At 70.6% G+C, this 18285-nt stretch carries 17 protein-coding genes, 1 tRNA gene and 1 pseudogene; 9 read left to right on the top strand and 10 right to left on the bottom strand.

What is annotated here, in order from left to right:
* The first annotated feature begins 17 nt into the window (after positions 1-17).
* From ACN263_RS27850 to ACN263_RS27860, 3 genes are all read left to right on the top strand, one after another.
* Complete coding sequence (locus ACN263_RS27850) at positions 18-1571, top strand: FAD-dependent oxidoreductase (protein ID WP_422737201.1); 1554 nt, start codon at positions 18-20, stop codon at positions 1569-1571.
* 66 nt (positions 1572-1637) lie between these two features.
* Entirely contained in the window at positions 1638-2876 is a 1239-nt protein-coding gene (locus ACN263_RS27855; RefSeq protein WP_422737202.1) for a hypothetical protein, read from the top strand.
* Between the two features lie 239 nt (positions 2877-3115).
* A complete protein-coding gene (locus tag ACN263_RS27860) occupies positions 3116-3559 on the top strand; it encodes an HNH endonuclease (protein ID WP_422737203.1) in 444 nt (147 codons plus the stop codon).
* A 68-nt stretch (positions 3560-3627) separates the two neighbouring features.
* Here ACN263_RS27860 and ACN263_RS27865 read toward each other — a convergent pair whose 3' ends face one another.
* From ACN263_RS27865 to ACN263_RS27875, 3 genes are all read right to left on the bottom strand, one after another.
* Positions 3628-5385 (bottom strand): serine/threonine-protein kinase, encoded by a 1758-nt coding sequence (locus ACN263_RS27865; RefSeq protein ID WP_422737204.1) that lies wholly within the window; start codon positions 5383-5385, stop codon positions 3628-3630.
* Between the two features lie 76 nt (positions 5386-5461).
* A complete protein-coding gene (locus tag ACN263_RS27870; protein WP_422737205.1) occupies positions 5462-6034 on the bottom strand; it encodes a hypothetical protein in 573 nt (190 codons plus the stop codon).
* Positions 6035-6425: 391 nt separating this feature from the next.
* The gene (locus ACN263_RS27875) at positions 6426-6677 is read right to left on the bottom strand and encodes a hypothetical protein (protein ID WP_422737206.1); all 252 of its coding nucleotides are present in this window, start codon (positions 6675-6677) and stop codon (positions 6426-6428) included.
* Between the two features lie 116 nt (positions 6678-6793).
* On the opposite strand from ACN263_RS27875, the gene ACN263_RS27880 reads away from it, so the two are divergent.
* Positions 6794-7015, top strand: a complete 222-nt coding sequence (locus ACN263_RS27880; protein ID WP_422737207.1) for a helix-turn-helix transcriptional regulator — start codon at positions 6794-6796, stop codon at positions 7013-7015.
* Positions 7016-7142: 127 nt separating this feature from the next.
* Here ACN263_RS27880 and ACN263_RS27885 read toward each other — a convergent pair whose 3' ends face one another.
* Both ACN263_RS27885 and ACN263_RS27890 read right to left on the bottom strand, forming a co-directional pair.
* Positions 7143-7910 (bottom strand): enoyl-CoA hydratase/isomerase family protein, encoded by a 768-nt coding sequence (locus ACN263_RS27885; protein ID WP_422737208.1) that lies wholly within the window; start codon positions 7908-7910, stop codon positions 7143-7145.
* A 112-nt stretch (positions 7911-8022) separates the two neighbouring features.
* On the bottom strand, positions 8023-10410 hold the full coding sequence (locus ACN263_RS27890; RefSeq protein WP_422737209.1) for a M4 family metallopeptidase: 2388 nt from the start codon (positions 10408-10410) through the stop codon (positions 8023-8025).
* A 168-nt stretch (positions 10411-10578) separates the two neighbouring features.
* On the opposite strand from ACN263_RS27890, the gene ACN263_RS27895 reads away from it, so the two are divergent.
* On the top strand, positions 10579-11154 hold the full coding sequence (locus ACN263_RS27895; RefSeq protein ID WP_422737210.1) for a hypothetical protein: 576 nt from the start codon (positions 10579-10581) through the stop codon (positions 11152-11154).
* A 7-nt stretch (positions 11155-11161) separates the two neighbouring features.
* Here the strand turns inward: ACN263_RS27895 and ACN263_RS27900 are convergent, their stop codons facing one another.
* The 4 genes from ACN263_RS27900 to ACN263_RS27915 all read right to left on the bottom strand — a co-directional run bounded on the left by ACN263_RS27900 (position 11162) and on the right by ACN263_RS27915 (position 13790).
* A complete protein-coding gene (locus ACN263_RS27900; protein ID WP_422737211.1) occupies positions 11162-11812 on the bottom strand; it encodes a histidine phosphatase family protein in 651 nt (216 codons plus the stop codon).
* Positions 11813-11879: 67 nt separating this feature from the next.
* Positions 11880-12299 (bottom strand): VOC family protein, encoded by a 420-nt coding sequence (locus tag ACN263_RS27905; RefSeq protein ID WP_422737212.1) that lies wholly within the window; start codon positions 12297-12299, stop codon positions 11880-11882.
* Positions 12300-12333: 34 nt separating this feature from the next.
* Positions 12334-12735: a helix-turn-helix domain-containing protein gene (locus tag ACN263_RS27910; RefSeq protein WP_422737213.1), complete on the bottom strand. Its 402-nt coding sequence runs from the start codon at positions 12733-12735 to the stop codon at positions 12334-12336.
* Entirely contained in the window at positions 12732-13790 is a 1059-nt protein-coding gene (locus tag ACN263_RS27915) for a hypothetical protein (RefSeq protein WP_422737214.1), read from the bottom strand. The genes ACN263_RS27910 and ACN263_RS27915 overlap by 4 nt, the downstream gene beginning before the upstream one ends.
* Before the next feature lie 335 nt (positions 13791-14125).
* Here ACN263_RS27915 and ACN263_RS27920 point away from each other — a divergent pair, with 335 nt between their 5' ends.
* The 3 genes and pseudogenes from ACN263_RS27920 to ACN263_RS27930 all read left to right on the top strand — a co-directional run.
* Complete coding sequence (locus ACN263_RS27920; protein ID WP_422736979.1) at positions 14126-15019, top strand: IS982 family transposase; 894 nt, start codon at positions 14126-14128, stop codon at positions 15017-15019.
* A 289-nt stretch (positions 15020-15308) separates the two neighbouring features.
* Positions 15309-15941, top strand: coding sequence for a hypothetical protein (locus ACN263_RS27925; RefSeq protein ID WP_422737215.1), 633 nt, complete (start codon positions 15309-15311; stop codon positions 15939-15941).
* 431 nt (positions 15942-16372) lie between these two features.
* A pseudogene (locus ACN263_RS27930) lies at positions 16373-16630 on the top strand (tyrosine-type recombinase/integrase); the annotation flags it as partial.
* 72 nt (positions 16631-16702) lie between these two features.
* On the opposite strand, the gene ACN263_RS27935 reads toward ACN263_RS27930, so the two are convergent.
* Positions 16703-16779, bottom strand: a tRNA-Thr gene (locus ACN263_RS27935).
* Between the two features lie 340 nt (positions 16780-17119).
* On the opposite strand from ACN263_RS27935, the gene ACN263_RS27940 reads away from it, so the two are divergent.
* Positions 17120-18211 (top strand): ABC transporter ATP-binding protein, encoded by a 1092-nt coding sequence (locus ACN263_RS27940; protein WP_422737216.1) that lies wholly within the window; start codon positions 17120-17122, stop codon positions 18209-18211.
* Positions 18212-18285: the final 74 nt, after the last annotated feature.

Genomic DNA, 18285 nt, shown 5'->3' on the forward strand with positions numbered 1-18285 from the left:
AGACGAGGGAGGTGCCCGTGGCGCTGTCGCGTGTGGTGGGTCGGCTCATCGGCGTACACCAGCATGAGGTGGACCCCGGCGGCGGTGGCGCCGACCGCGTGCCGCGACCGGTCGCGGCGGTCGTGGTCGGTGCGGGCATCGCCGGCATGTCGGCGGCGGTGGTCCTCGCCGAGCGGGGCGTGAACGTGACCGTGCTGGAGGCCGCGCCGACCATCGGTGGACGGCTGGGTGCCTGGCCGGAGGCCCTGCCGGACGGGGAGCAGCAGAACGAGCATGGCTTCCACGCGTTCTTCCGGCAGTACTACAACTGGCGGTCCATCCTCCGCCGGGTCGAGCCGGACCTGGGCTTTCTCAAACCGATCCCGGGCTATCCGATCCTGAGCGCCGAGTGGCCGACGGAGGAGTTCGGCAAGCTGCCCCCCGCACCACCGGCGAACCTGCTCGCGCTGCTGCTGCGCAGTCCCAGCCTGCGCCTGGGTGACCTGCGGTCGATGGACCGGGACGCGGCGTTGCCGCTGCTCACCTACGATCCGGTCCGCACCTACGCCGAACTGGACGACACCACCGCCGACGAGTTACTGGCCTCGCTGCGGCTGCCGGACCGGGCCCGGGCGATGCTGTTCGAGGTCTTCTCCCACTCGTTCTTCAACCACGAGGCGGAGATGTCGGCGGCCGAGATGGTCGCCCAGTTCCACTTCTACCTGCTGGGCAATCCGGAGGGACTGGCCTTCGACTGCCCGGACGAGGACTACGCGACGGCGATCTGGCAGCCGCTGACCCGGCACGTCGAGAAGCACGGCGGTCGGGTGGTGACCCGCTCCGGCGTGACGGGGGTGCACCGCGACGGCGACGGCTGGCGGGTGACGACCACCGACGGCGGCGACCACCGGGCGGCCCACGTGGTGCTGGCCGTCGACCCGCCGGCGCTCGCCGCGCTGGTGGCGGCCTCCCCCGACCTGGTCACGGGGGCACCGGAGCTGGCGGAGCGGATGCCCCGCTTCGGCCGGCCCGGCCCGCCGTACGCGGTGGCACGGTACTGGTGCGACGGCGACGTCGCCGCCGACCGTGCGGTGTTCAGCGGGGTGTCCCGACAGCCCACTCTGGACTCGGTGACGCTGTACCACCGGTTGGAGAACGAGCCGCGGCGCTGGGCGCGTCGGACCGGCGGTTCGGTCGTCGAGTTGCACGCGTACGCCTGCGAGCCCGGTGTGCCGGCCGAGGAGTTGGCCGAACGGATGCGCCGCGAGCTGGTGGCGCTCTGGCCGGAGGCCGCCGCCCTGCGGGTACGGGAGCTACGCGCCCGGGTGGAGGCGCAGGCGCCCGCGTTCACGCCGGGCAGCCACGCGTGGCGTCCGGGGGTGCGCACCGAGGCGCCCGGGGTCTATCTGGCCGGCGACGGGATCGCCACGGACTTCCCGAGCGCCCTGATGGAACGCTCCGCGGCCACCGGGATCCTCGCGGCGAACCACATCCTGCGGGCGCAGGGCGCCGCGACCGAGCCGGTGCGCTCGGTCCGCCCGCGCGGCCTGCTGGCCGGGCGGGCCACCCCAAACCGACAAAAAGCGACATAACCGACGGTACGCTGCCGTACGCTCGATTGATCAACCGTCGATCGACCGGGCGGGAGGGCAGCGGCGATGTCACCACTGCACCGCGCCGGCGCAGCGGACGTACGACCGGTCGAGGAGGCCGCCCGGGACGACGCGTACCCGCTGATCCGTGACGAGCGCGCCTGCGTCGTCACCGCGCTGCGGCTGGGCTGGTGGATGGCGGACGCCTACCACCACGGGCAGCACGCCGAGCCGGGGCCGGCCACGCCCGTCCACCCACCGGCCAAGCTGTCCAACCTGACCGAGATGTCACTGCCCCGCCGGATGCGGATGTACCTCGACGGCGTCGACGTCGCGCTGGCCCAGATCTCGGCGCTCACCCGGCACACCGGATCGTTGCCGGACACGTCCGCGGCCCGCACGCGGCTACCCGACCTGGACCGCCTACCCGACCTGGACCGCCTTCCCGATCTGGAACGGCCGGGCCTGGTCGACACCGAACCGCTGCTGCTCGCCCTCGACGATCTCAACGTGGACGTGTTGCGCTGGGCGATGGCCACCAACCTGCGGGTCGGGCTGGCCTACCGGCTGGGCCGGTCCCTGGCCGACACGGTCCGGCCCGGCGACGCCGACCAACTGCTGCGCCGCTTCGACGGCCGACAGATCCAGATCAGCCGGTGGTTGGACGAGTTGGCGAGCGTGCTGCCGCCGTACTCGGCCGCGGTGGTACGCCGCTCGCTGGCCGCCTGGGCGGTGGCCGTGGAACGCGCCGGCCGGGGTGATGCGGCCGAACCGGAGCCCGCCGAACTGAGCCGCGAACTGCGGAACCAGGGTGACCTGTGGCGCGGCGTGCTCACCGGCGGCCTGCACCCGCGTGACCTGCTGGACGAGGAGGACTACGCGGTGGTCGCCCGGAACCTGATCATCCGGGACCGACGGCTGGTCGCCCAGGCCGCCCGGGGCATCTTCTGGCCGGTGCTGGTGCCGCTGCTGGTGGTGCTCTTCGCGCTGGTCGGGGTGAGCGCCGCCGCAGCGGCCGGTTCGCCGACCACACGGGCCGCCGTGGCCCTGCTCGGCCTGGGCGCCGGGCTGGCCGCCATCTGGCGCTCCGTCTCCGGTCCCGCGCTGGCGGTCGCCGGCGAGGTCAACCGGCCACTGTTGGACAGCGAACTCACCGCGCGGATGGCGCTGCGGCTGGACCGCCCGCTGGCCAACGCCCGCCGCACGGCGGGAACCGCCTCCCGCACCCGGCGTCAGCGTGCGCCCGAGGAGCCGGGCGACCGATCGAAATACGTTGCCCCCCTCTCCCGTGCGGAACTACCGTGATCGCGCAAGGTCAACCACCACCGCGGGAGCAGTTCATGACGATGTCGCACGCCACCACCGTGCCCGCGTCGCTGTTGCCCCGGGGCGGTTGTCTGCTGCTCGCCGGCCGCGGTTGGCCGGCGGAACACCCCCGGGCGGGCCGGCCCGACTGACGCGCACCCGTACGCGTCGAGCCGCCCGTCCGCACGCCGGACCGGGCGGCTCTTCGCTGTCCGTCGCCACTGTCGAAAGGAGTCCCGGTGGACGCCGTCCTCGTCGTCAACGCCGACCTCGGCCCGTTGCACCGGGTCACCGTCCAACACGCCGTCCGGATGCTCTGCCGACGGGTGGCCGAGATCCACGAGGCGGAGCCGGATCGGGTGATCGGCGTCTTCCCGCTGCCCCGGGTGGTGCGGCTGGTCCGCTACGTGGTCACCCGGTGGCGGTTCAACTCCGGACCGGCCTGGTCCCGGGCCGGGGTGCTGCGCCGCGACGACCGCTGCTGCGCGTACTGCGGTGGCCCGGCGTCGACCATCGACCACATCCTGCCGCGTTCCCGGGGTGGCCGGAACACGTGGCGAAACACCACCGCCGCCTGCTACGGCTGCAACCAGCGCAAGGGTGACCGGACTCCGGCGGAAGCGGGCATGCCGCTGCGCCGCGAGCCGGTGAACCCCGGCTGGTCGGCGCTCGCCGGGCGGTGACCGACCGGCCGGCGGGAACGGGGGGCAGCGTCCGGGGTACGCCCCGGCGCGGCACCCGTCGGCCCCGGTCAGACGTCGCGCTCGGTGACCTTCGGCTTCGGCCGACCGGCGGCGCAGTGGACCCGGATCTCGCTGCGGTGCTCGGGTGCGGTCAGCTCGACCGTGACCTGCTTCGCGGGTCCCGCGTCGTACGGTTCCACCTGGTAACCGGCCGCCGGGGTGACCGTGAGCAGTTCGGCCGATCCCCCGACACAGCGCACGGTGACGGTGCCGCCCTGGGCACGCACGGGCACCCCCGGGGACTCGGCGGGCGGGGAGGCGGTCGTGGGCGCGACCGTCGGCGCAAGCGTCGGCGAGGGCTGTCCCGGGGCCGACGGGCGACCCGGGCCCGCTCCGGGGCCGGGGCGGGAAGCGGCCGACGTGGCAGGGGCCGTCGGGTCCGCGGGCGGAGGCACAATCGACGGTTCCGGCTGCGCGACGGTCTCCGGCAGGCCCACGGTCGTGGTGTCACCCGTTCCGATCCCGGTTCGCGGGGTCGTTCCGTCGTGCCGCCGCGTGCCGTAGTCGCCGAGCGACCCGGCCACCGCCACCGCGGCGATCACCGCGCCGCCGACCACCAGCGCCACCCGTTGTCGACGCCAGGACCGTCGCCGGGATACGCCGGAACCAGGCCGGTTCACGCCGTCGGTGTCCCGGGCCGACGCGCCGTCCCCCACCTGCGGGTCCTCACCCGCGGCGGCCTCACGCTCCGGGGCCGCACCCGCGGCCTTCTCCGCTCCGACGTCACCGGCGATGCCCTCACCAGCCCGGCCCGAGCGGGCAGGGGGCGGGCCGGCGGCGACCGCCCTGTCTGCGGCGACCCCCCTGTCCCCCGCGCCCGCCCCGGCAGCAGCGCCCAGGCCGGACGCGGCGGCCGGCCCGGAGGCAGTAGCCGACCTGTCCGCAGCAGCCGACCTGGAAGCGGCGGCCGGCCTGGAAGCGGCGGCCGGCCCGGAAGCGGCGGTCTCGCCGGCCAGCCCGGAGACGACCGTGAGCAGGATGCGGGCCACCTCGGCCGCCGGCGGGCGGTCGTCGGGGTTGCGGGCCAGACACCAGTGGTAGAGCCGGTGGACCTCGGCGGGCACCCGGTCGATCTCGGGTAGCGGGTCCGGGTCGACGTGCACGTGGGCGCGGAGCATCCCGGTCTGCGTCTCGGCGGCCCACGGCAGCCGGGCGGTGAGCGTCCGGTGCAGGAGCAGACCGAGCGCGTACACGTCGGAGGCCGGCAGGACCTCGCCGGCCGCCAGTCGCTCCGGGGCGAGGTATGCGGGCGTACCGAGCAGTCGGCCGTCGAAGTCGATCTCGGAGTCACCGGCGGCCGCCGCGATACCGAAGTCGAGCACCTTCGCGCCGGTGGGGGTGAGCATCACGTTGCCCGGCTTGACGTCCCGGTGCACCAGCCCCTGGGCGTGCGCCGCCGAGATGGCCGACGCCACCTCGGCACAGACCCGCAGCGCGGCGCGTGGCGGCAACGGCCCGGCGGCCAGCCGTCTTTCGAGGGTGTCGCCGTTGAGCAGTTCCAGCACCACGAACGGCACCTGGACACCGTCGAGCCGCGACTCGCCGAAGTCGTAGACGTTTGTGACGTGCGGGTGCGACAACCGGGCCGCCGCCTTGGCCTCGGCCCGGATCCGCTGGCGGGCGTTCGGATCCGAGGCGACGAGCACCTTCACCGCCACGTCGCGTTCGAGCACCTCGTCGTACGCCCGGTACACCACCGACATGCCGCCGCTGCCGAGACGCTCCAGGAGCCGGTAGCGGCCCGCAAGCAACTGATCACGCTGCACGACCGACAGACTGCCGTACGACTCAGGATCAGCACCACCCGGGATCGAGGTTTCGCAATGGGTGGAACCGGCGCGACTACAGGTCCGGATGAGTTCGCAGAAACACCTCAGCCCGACGCGAACCGCAGATCGTGTACGCGTACAGCCAGAGGGCCAGCAAGACCAGGAGCGTGAAGGCCACGGTGAAGAACGGCGCGAAACTCAGGAACGCCTGGCCCATGCTCATGATCATGACGCCGACCAGGATCATCGAGGACCGGCGCTGCTCGATCATCGCTCGCGCGGTTTCCCCGAGCAGAACGACGTCCTCATCCGGCACCGGATCGTCTCGTCGCACCTGTCGGCTCAGGTTCCAGCGTCGGGACCAACTCAATCGCCACAACGTCGACGTACGGTCGGCGCGGGAGCCGCGACGGCGCACCAGCCAGACGAGGGTGACGATCTCGATCACGAGCCCGGCGAGCAACAGGGATCCACCGAGGTTGGTCGCCCACGACGGCGGGTCACCGTCGAAGACACCCGTGTTTTCGCTGCCCAGTGCCACGCCCACCGTCAGCGCCCCGCACAAGCCTGCCAGCAGCAGGAGCCACCGGATGCGGTGGCGTGGCTTCCGTCCCGCCCGATTCGAACGCGTCACCGATTCGTCCACGGTGGCCCCCTCGTCGCCGACACACCGCGAGTTACCCATCGACGGGTCTGGCTGAAACGCGCCTAGCCCTTGGCGGGAGGCCGCCGATCGAAGCCGGGGGATCGGGGTTGGTCGTCGCGGGAGCGACCCGGATTGCGGGACGGGTTCATGGCGAATTGGCGAGCGAAGCCCATAAAACGGCTGTACAGCTCGACGGGGTCGGGTGGGGCTGGCAGAAGGCGAGCCAGATCGACGCTCGCCTCGCACAGGCACGAGGCCATGTCGAGCGTGAGGAGTCTCGGCTCGTCGGCATAGTCGGCGGTCAACTCGGCCTGAGCCTCCTCGCACGGCCAGTTCCGGGCGCACGCCGCGCATCCCCACAGCGGCCGGATCGGGGCGTGCCGTTGGCCGCTCACCGCCGCACCCCTCGGTACCGGGACGGCGACCGCCAGCTCACCCGACGCACGGACGGCTGACCGTAGATGACCGAGTTGACCATCCCGAAGATCACCCCGGGGGACCGCTGGGCCCGGTCCAGGTCCCCGGCGATGCGTGCGATGGCGGCCAGACGAGCCCGGGCGTCGAACAGTTCCCGTCGGGCCGCCCACAACGCCACCTCCAGCCGGCACACCCGCTCACGCATCCGCTCCAACTCCTGATCCACGCCAATCTCCCACCTGCCTCACCTCAACCTCCCCGTCAACATAGACCCGCTCACGTAGGCGGGACAATAGATACGCGTTCTAATTTACGGGTCTGCACGCTCGTACCGTCGAAGGCGTGACCGAGCAGACAGGCCCAGGCGAACTCGTCGCAGCCGGCGAGATCTTGAAGATGCTCGGCGTGAGCAGGTCGAGGTTCCGGGAGATTCAGCGGCATCCCGCGTTCCCGCGTCCGTATGCAGTGCTGACTGTCGGTTCGATCTGGCTCAAGGCTGATGTGGAGAGGTACATCGCCGAGCATCGGCGCCCTCGCCTCGCCGACGGCGACGAAGAGGCATAGGCGTAGGGCAGCCGGGTTGGGGCGACCTCGATCGACTCGGGTTGCATGAAATTGGGGTGTCCCAGCGCACGGGACACCGCGCCTTCCAGGAAGCCGAGTGGATCAAGGAAGCCGAGAGGGACGGGCCTCAGCGCTCGGTCGGTGCCCGCCAGGCGAAGCGGGGCGTACGGCGCTCGGTCATGGCGGCCACGCCCTCGCGGGCCTCGCCGGTGTCCGCGACCTTCCGGTGCCACCAGGCGATCCGGGCCGGCCCGGCGCGGTCGTCGACGATCTCCTTAGCGGCGGCGACGCTCAGCGGTGACCGCTTGGCGATCGTCGCGGTGAGGTCGTCCACCCGCTCGGCGAGACGGTCGCCCGGCAGCACCTCGTCGACCAGGCCGATCCGCAGCGCGCGTTCGGCGTCGATCAGCTCGGCGGTGAACAGCAGGCGCTTCGCCGCCGACGGGCCGACCAGCCGGGCCAGCCGGCGTGTCGTCGGCGCCGGGTAGACCAGCCCGAGCCGGGCCGGGGGTACGCCGAAGCGGGCGTCCTCCGACGCTATCCGCAGGTCACAGGCGACCGCGAGCTGCGCGCCGCCCCCGACGCAGGCGCCCCGGATCGCGGCGATCGTCGGCTTGGCGAAGTGCGCCAGGCGCTCCTCGGCGGCGACCGCGATGCTGGTGTCGCCGGCGTCCAGCAGCTCGGCCAGATCACCCAGGTCGGCACCCGCGCAGAAGGCGTCGCCCGCGCCGGTGAGCACCAGGGCCCGTACGTCGGGGTCGGGTTCCAGCCGGTCGAGCAGTTCGGGGAGCTGTCGCCACATGGCCGCCGTCATCGCGTTCCGGCGGGCCGGGTTGTGGATCACGACGGTCGCCACCGGTCCGGCAACCGCGACGGTCAACTCCGCGTCCGACACGCAGGCCCCTCTCTCCACGCCACCCGAGCCGATCCAAGATTGCCAGAACGGCCCGGACGCGAACCCGGCGACCACCGTTTCGGTGGCCGCCGGGTCCCGGGTGTCGGTCAGGTCAGGAAACGTTGACCGCCGTGTCGTCGACCACGAAGGACGTCTGGAGCGAGGAGTCCTCGGTGCCGGTGAACTTCAGGGTGACGGTCTGGCCGGCGTACCCGGCCAGGGAGAAGGACTTCTGGCTGTAGCCGGAGGCCTTGTTCAGGTTGGAGTAGGTCGCCAGCGTGGCCAGCACCGTCCCGCCCGAGTTGAGCACCTGCACCGAGAGCTTGTCGTACGCGGTGCTGCTGGTGGTCTCGGCCGAGTCGATGTGCAGCCAGAAGCTGAGCGTGTACGACGAGCAGCCCGTCGGCAGGGCCACCGACTGGGCGAGCGTGTCGGTGTGGGTGCTGCCGTACCCGTCCAGCCAGGCCTTGTACGACCCACCGTGTGCCGCCTGGCCGCTGGAGTTGGTGATCACTCCGGAGCTGGCGGTCCAGCCGGTCGAGCCGGACTCGAAGCCGGGGTTGGCCAGCTTCTGGCCCGTGGAGGTGCAGCCGCCGCCGGTGCCGTTCACGGTCAGCGTGTAGGTGGCGGTGCGGGTGACCGAACCCGCGCCGTTCACGGTGACCGAGTAGGTGCCCGGTGGAGTGCTCGCAGAGGTGCTGATGGTGAGGGTGGACGACCCGCCCGAGGTCACCGAGGCGGGGCTGAAGGCGGCGCTCGCACCGCTGGGCAGACCGGACGCGGAGAACGTCACGGTCTGCGCCGAGCCGCTCGTGGTGGCGGTCGACACGGTGGTGGAGACCGCGCTGCCCGGGTTCACCGAGCCGGCGGTCGGCGACAGCGACACGGAGAAGTCGTTGCCGGTGGAGCAGGGCGCGTCGTTGCCGGCGACGTTGACCGCCGTCCAGGCGGCCTGCACGGCCTTGTACTCGGCCGAGCAGCTGCCGTACAGGTCGGTGGCCGCCCGCAGGCTGTACGCGCGGGCGGTGTTCGCCGGGTTGCTGGTGTTGACGTACGACGTGTTGGAGGTGAAGTACACGTCCAGCGCCCGGTACCAGATCTTCTCCGCCTTGGCGCGGCCGATGCCGGTCACCGCCGGGGCGGAGCCGCAGACCGGCGAGGTGCCGTACGACGTCGCGCCGGTGCCCTCGGCGAGGTTGAAGAAGAAGTGGTTGCCGACGCCGGAGGAGTAGTGCACGTCCTTGTTCTTCGTGCTGGTCGACCAGCAGGAGTCGGACGCGCCGTCCAGCGACGGGTTGTACATGTAGCGCAGCGGCGTACCGTTGCCATTGATGTTGATCTTCTCACCGACCTGGTAGTCACCCGGGTCGCTCGGGGCGGCGGCGTAGAACTCCACCATGTTGCCGAAGATGTCGCTGGTGGACTCGTTGAGGCCGCCGGACTCACCGGAGTAGACCAGGCCGGCCAGCGCCTCGGTGACACCGTGGCTCATCTCGTGCCCGGCCACGTCCAGGGCGACCAGCGGGCGGGCGTTGCTCGACCCGTCGCCGTAGGTCATCTGGGCGCCGTCCCAGAAGGCGTTGACGTAGTTGTTGCCGTAGTGGACCCGGCTCGGCACACCCTGGCCGTTGCCGAAGATCCCGTTGCGGCCGTGGACGTTCTTGAAGTAGTCGAACGTCTTGGCCGCGCCGAAGTGCGCGTCCACCGCTGCGGACTGCCGGCTGGAGGTGGTGCCGGTGCCCCACGCGTTGTCCGCGTCGGTGAACGTGGTGCAGGACGACGTGCCGTTGTTCATGTCGCAGGTACGGCCGTTGCCTCGCACCGGGTCGATCATCTGGTACGTGCTGCCGGAGAGCGTCGTGTCGATGCTCACCGTGCCGGTGTAGAGGCCCTGGCCGCTGCCCGTGACCGACTCGATCTCGTCGTACGAGCCGACGGTCGCGCCGGAGGTGGCGTCGGTGATGACGTGCAGCCGTGACGGCGTCTGCCCGTCCGGCTGCCAGCCGCTGACCACCGTCTCCCAGGCCAGTCGGCCCTTGCCCGAGCTGGCGTCGACGAACAGTTCGGGAGCGCCCACGGTCTCGGCCTTGCCGGTGAACCCGGCGCGGGCCGTCTTCTTCGCCGCGTCCGCGCTGACCCGGGGCGTGGTGAGGAGGGTCAGCGGTGCGGCGAGTCCGACCGAACTGCCGGCGTAGGTGCCGTTCGGCGCGGTGTGGATGACGAAGTCACCGCCGTACACCCGCAGCCCCTGGTAGGTGCGGGTGTAGCGGGTGTGCGCCGCGCCGGAGGCGTCCAACCGGGTGCTCTGCACCTGGTAGGACTCGGCGCTGGAACCCTGGACCGCGCCGGGGTTCGTTCGCAGGACGGTCGCCGCTCGGGCCGCGGCGGAGGCGTCCGGCGCGGGAGCGGGAGGTGCGGCGGCGTGCGCCGCGGTGGCGACGCAGGTCAACAGGCCACTGGTGAGCAGCGCTGCGCTGACGGCCGCGAGGGGTCGTTTCACGTGCCCTCCTGGAAGGAGAAAGGGTGTGACGGGGGTAGTCACGCATGTAGATATAGCGATGCGTTGACGAAAAGAGAAGCCTTGGACCGCTCCCAGACATTGAGACTGGCCGAACGGATGAGTGCCTTGACAAGGGAACCAACGCCCGCCCTGGCACGTCCGACGGACATGAGACCCGCCTCGACGACCGGCGTCACCATCGCGCTCCTGGCCGCCCTGCTGGCCGGCTGCACCGGCACCGACCGGACCGCCACCCCCACCGACCTGCCCCCGGGCGCCGGCGTGACCGCGGGCCCGGACCTCTCGAACATCCCCGCGCCGAGCGGACTCGTCCCGAGCGGCCCGCTCCCCAGCGGTCCTGTCCCGAGCGGTCCCGTCCCGAGCGGTCCGCAAGCCGACGACCGGGCCCGCGTCGCGCTGTTCCGCTCCGGCGGGTTCGCCGGGCGCGGCGACAACATCACCGTCGAGCCGGACGGGCGGTGGACGGTGGTGGACCGGGCCGGCGGCCGTCGTACCGGCAAACTCGGCACCGCCGACCTGGGCCGGCTGCACGGCCTGGCCGCCGACCCCCGGCTGGGCACCGAGGCCCGTCGCACGGCCACCACGTCGAGCTGCGCCGACGCGTTCAGCTACCGCCTCACCGTCGGGACCATCGAGACCGGGTACGTCGACTGTCCCGCCGATCCCGCACCGCCGCCCGCCACCCGGGCACTTGTCGAGCTGCTGCTGAAGGTCACCGCCTGAGGTCGGATCAGACCAGGTAGTCCGGGGGAAGGCCGGTGCCGCGCAGCTCGGGCGGCAGGTGCGCCACGTCGTTGACGGCGATCAGGTTCGGCGGCCCGGCCGGGCCGTACCGGATGACGGTCAGCCCCGCGTTGTGGTGGTTCAAGCCGAGCCAGCGCCGCTCCGGCGCGTCGAGGGCGTGCCGGACCAGCCAGGCGATCAGGAAGGTGTGCGTCACCACCAGCTCGCGGACCGGTTCGCCCCCGGCCGCCGCGTCGTCCGGGGCGACCGGCCCGGTGAAGCGCCGCACGGCCTCCGCCGTCACGCGCGGCCCGTCGGCCCGCTCGGCCGCCGAGAAGCCGGCCAGGAATTCGGCGTACGCCGACGGCAGGCCGGTCGGGTCGGTGTCGTGCGGAAGATGGTCACCGGCCAGCTCGGTGGCGTACACCGGAACGTCGGGCAGTGCCGCGGCGACCAGCTCGGCGGTCTGCGCGGCCCGGCGCAGCGGCCCGTGGTGGACGGCCGCGAACGACCGGCCCCGCAGTCGTTCGCCGAGCAGCGCCGCCTGTCGCCGGCCGCGCTCGGACAGGCCGGTGTCCGGCTCGGTCGAGCCCGGACCGGTGTGCCCGGTGAGGTCCTGCTCGGCGTGTCGGGTCAGGTACAGCAGCCGCGTTCGCATGCCGTACACCCCAACACACCGGAGGGCGCGGTGCCGGCCCGCGCCCTCCGGTTTCTTGATCTTGTTATTACGCCCGGGGGAACATCTGGCCGATACGGATCTTGTTGCCGAACGGGTCCCGGATGCCGAAGTCGATCCCGTACGGGCGCTCGGTCGGCTCGTCGGTGATCTCGACGCCCTTCGCCACCAGCTCCTCGTGGGTCTTGTGGGCGTCGTCGGTGGTCATGAAGAGGTACCCGCCCAGGGCGCCCTTGGTGAGCAGCTCCCGCACCTGCTCGGCCGTCGCCGGGTCCAACGCCGGCGGGCCGGGCTTCTCCAACAGGATCTCGCGCTCCGGGTCGCCGGGCAGGTTGACCGTCAGCCAGCGCATGAAGCCGAGATCCTGGTCGGTGTTGACCTCCATGCCGAGCTTGTTCACGTAGAAGTCGAGCGCCTCGTCCTGGTCGAGGACGAAAATCTGGGAGCGGCTGATCGCGTTCATCGTCATGCCACGACCGTAAAGGGTGGCCCTGACCTGCTGCTTATCCAAAACTGCTGGGACGCGTCCACGCCTTGGTGAAGCAGGACGGCACGTTGCCGGCGGCGACGCGGCGACGCCGGAACTCCGAGGGCGAATCACCGACGATCTGCCGGAATGTCCGACTGAACGTGCCCAGACTGCCGAAGCCGACCGCGTAGCAGATGTCCGTGACGTCCCGGTCGGTCTCCACCAGCAGCGTCATGGCCCGCTCCACCCGGCGGCGTTGCAGGTAGCGGTGCGGCGTCTCCCCGAACGTCGCCCGGAACGTCCGGATGAAGTGCGCCTCGGAGACGTGCGCGATCCGGGCCAGCGCCGGAATGTCCAGCGGCTCGGCGTATGCCCGGTCCATCGCGTCCCGGGCGCGCAGCATCGCCCGGTTGGACTCCTCCACCGCCCGACTCACCGCGGACCCCCGGGCGGCAGGACCGGCGTCTGCGTCACGTCCTGATCGCGCAGCTTGGCGTAGACGACCTCGGACGTGAACCCACCGATGAACCCGATGGCCAGCACGAAGAAGACCAACTGCCGCGCCGAGCCACCATCGAGCAGATCCGGGTTGGTGCTGAGCTGCGCCGCCACGAACAGCAGGAAGGCGATGACACCGGCGGCCGAACCCAACGCCGCCGCCCGCAGCCAGTTGCCGCTGCCGTCGTACGCGTTGCGCACGATCGCGCCCCACACCGACGCGAACATCGGCGCGGCCACCAGGACCGCCACGTTCTGCCAACCGCCGGCCGGCGCGGCGTACGCCAACGGGATCGTGGCCAGCGCGAGCAGCAGCAGGACCAGCGCGGTCACCAGGCCCGCCACCGTACGCCGACCGGCGGCCCCCTCGGCCTCCCGCGCGGCGCGTTCCTCATCGGCGCGGCGCCGCACCTGGGCGCAGAGCGCGGTGACGATCGCTCGGGCCGCCCCCGGCTGCCAGGGTCGGGCCAGCAACGCCACCTCCTCCTCGGTGGCGACGCCACGCTCGTTGGTGAGTCGTTGCCACGTTTTCTCCGCGCCACCGCCGAACGCCGCCACGGCCGCGACCGGAATCCGACGGGACAGGCCGATCAGCCCGGCGACGAACGTGGATCGTCCGCCACCCACCAGCAGCAGCGCATCGGCCGCCAGCAGCGACCGGTAGAAGCTGACCTCCCAGTCGTCGGTCGACTCGGGCACCACGGTGAACAACTCCGGGTGTCGCTGAGCCTCCTCGAAGTCCACGTCCTGCTGGTACCGGCCACGGACCAGGATCGACCCGGGCACCGCCCGACCGGAGCCCACGTAACCCCGCACCACGTCCCGTTCCACGAAGTCGGGATCGTTGGAGTACACGACGATGCGGCAGCCCTGCCTCGCAAGCTCCGCACCCAGCTCGGCCGCCGCCGTGGGCGCGGCCTCCGGATCGCGTACGACGGGCGAGTAGGAGCGGTTGACCTGGGCGCTGCCGGCGATCGCGACGAGCGGGCTCATGCGACTCCTCGACGGTCGGGTGATACCCGAACTATAGGAGCGGCCGACCATCGATGGCCCGCGCCGGCCGCGCGATCGGCGCGCGCGTCCTTCGTTGCCGTGGGCGTCCGGGCACGGTCACCTCCGTCGTCACTCATTTGGTCGCTCGGTTGGTCATCCTCATCGCCCATGCCCGATAGCGAGGTACGGCACCAGAGTGGTGACGGATGGCGATCTTTGGCTCCCATCTGTGCCCAGCCTTCCCGAGGACTGCCTACAGATCCCAGAGCACTAGACGAGTAAGTCCTAACGACCCCGGGCTGTGGGCATAGACGAAGGGTGTTGAAGATCCGTTTGTGACGACAGACCTCAACACCCTTCTGACCGCACTGTACGTGAAGATCGACGACTGGCTCGGGCGTCCTCGCCGGACGGGTAGGCCACCGAAGCTCTCTGACGCGGAGTTGCTGACCCTGGCCGTCGCGCAGGCGCTGCTCGGGGTGCGTTCCGAGGCCCGTTGGCTGCGGTTCGTGCCCGGGCATCTACCCGGGGCGTTCCCGTACCTGCCCGGACAGTCTGGTTACAACAAGCGGCTACGGGCAGCGTTGCCGCTGCTCAAGCGTGCCATCCGGGCGGTCGCCGAGGACACTGACCTGTGGTCCGACGCCACCTGGGTCATCGACTCCACACCGGTGGAATGCGGGCGGTCCAGGCCGACGGTGAAACGCTCTGACCTGGCGGGGTGGGCCGGGTACGGCTACTGCGCCTCGCACTCGCGGTTCTTCTGGGGACTGCGGCTGCATCTGATCTGCACCCCGGCCGGCTTGCCGATCACCTGGGCCCTGGCGACACCGAAGGTCGACGAACGTCAGGTCCTGATGGCTGTCCTTGACCACGACCCCGACCTCATCGCCGAACGCCCGGGCCTGCTGATCGTCGCGGACAAGGGATACGTGTCCGCGGAGCTGGACCGGTGGCTGGCAGAGCGTGGCGTGCGATTGCTCAGACCGTCGTACCGCAACCGCACCCCACGCCCGGACGAGCACCTACTCAAGCCGATCCGCCAGCTCATCGAGTCCGTCAACGACACGCTGAAGGGGCAACTCGACCTCGAACTGCACGGCGGACGCAGCATCGAAGGCGTCGCGGCACGCATCGCGCAACGCCTCCTGGCGATGACCACCGCGATCTGGCACAACCGGGCCACCAACCAACCCGTGACCAGGTCCCTGATCGCCTACGACCACTGACCCAACTTCGGACTTACTCGTCTAGCCCCAACGGCTGGCTCGTCGGTGGTCCCCGGCTCGGCGCAGTGAGGGACAGCGGGGAGCTTCGACTTTCTGGCAGGCTGCGGTGGTGACCATTAGCTCGGACAACGTTGTGCGCATCACAGCCGCAGTGCTCGTCGTTATGCTATGTGGTGCCTGCGGAACAGGTCGCCGAGACGCCATAGCCGAACCTCCACAAGAGGCGACACCGTCCGCGTCAGCCGCATCGCAGCTTGAGAATCGAGCCTCGCCACCGGATGGTTCTGTCGTGCTGCCATGGGTCGCAGCGATCGTCGCTCGCGACGACACCTCGATCACCGTGGCCACCGGCATAGACAGTGCAATCTGCGGAGAGCCCACACGTCCTCCCGAGGCGACGATCACCCATCAGGACGAAACCCAGGTGGTTATTTCGGTGACCACGAGAATCGTGCGAGCAGAAGAGAACGATTGTGCCATCACCGGTGACGCCGCACCCGCTTTCGTATCGCTGCAAGAACCCCTCGGTGACAGAGTTCTGCACGACGCCGCCACCACCAGGCCGCATCCGACCTACTACCTGCGAGATGTACCGGACATCCTTGCAGACAAGCGGTGGGATCCTTCCGGAGAACACCTGAGGCCCGACGAACGCTGGTTTCAGAGCTTCCGCAATCCTGGCGGCACACTGCTGCTCCTCGAGGCGCAGCCCACAACCAGGGCGCAGCGGCCGGCCGCTATCGCCACGATCCCAATCCACTCACAGCAAGGCATCATCACTCGCTACGGCGCAGCAGGCTCTTGGACGGTCTGGTGGGAGGTCGGGCGGGTCGCCTACTCGCTGTCGCTCATACCTTCCGAGAGTCATGGCCTCACGCTGAAACAGTTCAAACAACAACTCGCCGGGCTTAGGTGGGTTTGATCGTGCCACGTTGACAACACCAAGCAGACATCCTCTCCGCCTAACGCCGTCGAACCTGTGCCATCCCGGTGCTCATCTGGAGTCAACTCCGTGACCCCTTCCCCCGGGCAACCAACACAACCGCACGACCTGTTCGGCGGCGACAGACGAGCTGCGAGAAGCGTCCTCCGGCGTCCACGGTTGTCCGCCAACGTCGGTCTCGGTCGTCACTCAGCTAGTCACCCAGTCCCGCTGGGACCTGGTAGTCCCCACCCAAGCCGGTGACCTCGCCATCCTGAGGGTCGTAGACGATCCGGCCGTGCAGCTCCGCCAGGCCCAAGACGACGTCAACCGCGACGCTGCCTCGCGGGAGTAGCTGACTGTCATGCAGGTCCTGAGACCCGACATCGCCGGTAGCCGGCACGCCGGCAGTCGGCCGGTTTCCCTCCGAGCGGGGCACTCCGATGGAGCCCACCAACCTCAGCCGCTCCTTCGCCCGGCTCCGAGAAACCGCCGGCCTGCCTGGTGTCCGCCTGCGCGACCTGCGGCACACGGTCGTGTCCCTGCTGATGGAGTTGGGCGTGCCACCGCACGTCGTCCAGGCCATCGCCCGGCACGCCGACGTGAAGATCACGCTCGAGGTCCACGCTCACGCCAACCTCCACGCGATGCGTCAGGCGCTCGGCAAGCTCGATGGGGAGCTCTCGTGAGTGCCGTTGCTGTCAACGTTGCTGTCACCCGTCGACTTGTGGCAGAGGCCGTCGGGAGACGCCCGGTGGATATGGAGCCCCCGGCCGGGATCGAACCGGCGACATCTCGCTTACAAGGCGAGTGCTCTGGCCAGCTGAGCTACAGGGGCGCGTGTGTCGAGGCCAGCATAGCGACTGACGTCCGGATATCCCGCTCGCGAGGGCTCCCGAGCACGGGAAACGTCAACAACCCGACGGCCGACGCCGCATCGTGATGTCGATTGATGCCTGCCCGTGCCCGACTGCCCGTAATGCGTAGGCATTGGGTCACTTCCGAGGGTCCCTCGCCTTGGCAGCGCGAGCAAAGCCAATTACGGTGCAGTGACACGGACGACGAGCCGGCCGCCCCCGCGACCGACCGCCGTCCGCTGACCGGCGCGGGCTCGCGCCGGTCGCTCCTTCACTCGGATCGTCCGGCACGTTCCTGCCGGTGAAAGGAAGCGCACCACCATGGCTACGGTCACCTATTCCAAGGCGTCCCGGATCTACCCGGGCACCGAGCGTCCCGCCGTCAACGAGCTGAACCTCGAGATCGGCGACGGTGAGTTCCTGGTCCTCGTCGGCCCGTCGGGTTGCGGCAAGTCCACCAGCCTGCGGATGCTCGCCGGCCTTGAGGACGTCGACGCCGGCTCGATCTACATCGACCAGCGCGACGTGACCCACCTTCCCCCGAAGGCCCGCGACATCGCGATGGTCTTCCAGAACTACGCCCTCTACCCGCACATGACGGTGTACGAGAACATGGCGTTCGCCCTGAAGCTCCGCAAGACCTCCAAGTCGGAGATCGACCGGCGGGTCAAGGAGGCGGCCGGGCTGCTCCAGCTCGAGGAGTTCCTCAGCCGCAAGCCGAAGGCGCTCTCCGGTGGTCAGCGTCAGCGTGTCGCCATGGGCCGCGCGATCGTCCGCGAGCCGCAGGTCTTCCTCATGGACGAGCCGCTGTCGAACCTCGACGCCAAGCTCCGCGTGCAGACCCGTACGCAGATCGCGTCGCTCCAGGCCAAGCTGGGCGTCACCACCGTGTACGTCACGCACGACCAGGTCGAGGCCATGACCATGGGTCACCGGGTCGCCGTGCTGCTCGACGGTGTGCTCCAGCAGGTCGACACCCCGCGTGCGCTCTACGACACCCCGGCGAATGTGTTCGTCGCCGGCTTCATGGGCTCCCCCGCCATGAACATCAAGACCGTTCCGCTCAACGAGCAGGGCGCCGAGTTCGCCGAGCTGCGTATCCCGCTGACCCGCGAGCAGGTCGAGGCGGCCCGCGCCGAGGGCGGCGACGGCAAGGTCACCGTCGGCTTCCGTCCGGAGGACTGCGACCTGGTCAGCCCGACCGAGGGTGGCATGCCGGTCGTCGTCGAGCTGGTCGAGGACCTCGGCTCGGACGCCAACGTGTACGGCCACGCCGCCCTGGGCGGCAACTCGGAGCGCTTCGTCGTCCGTACCGACCGGCGCAGCATGCCGAACATGGGCGACACCGTGTTCGTCAAGCCGCGCCCCGGCCGCAGCCACGTCTTCCACGCCGCCACGGGCAGCCGGATCTGACGTAACGCACCACCGGAAAGGGGCGGTCCGCTGCGGCGGGCCGCCCCTTTCGTCGTACTCCTGAGGGGTTGTCA

Origin of the sequence: Micromonospora sp. WMMD729, from assembly GCF_049315225.1 — a bacterium.
GTDB lineage: Bacteria > Actinomycetota > Actinomycetes > Mycobacteriales > Micromonosporaceae > Micromonospora.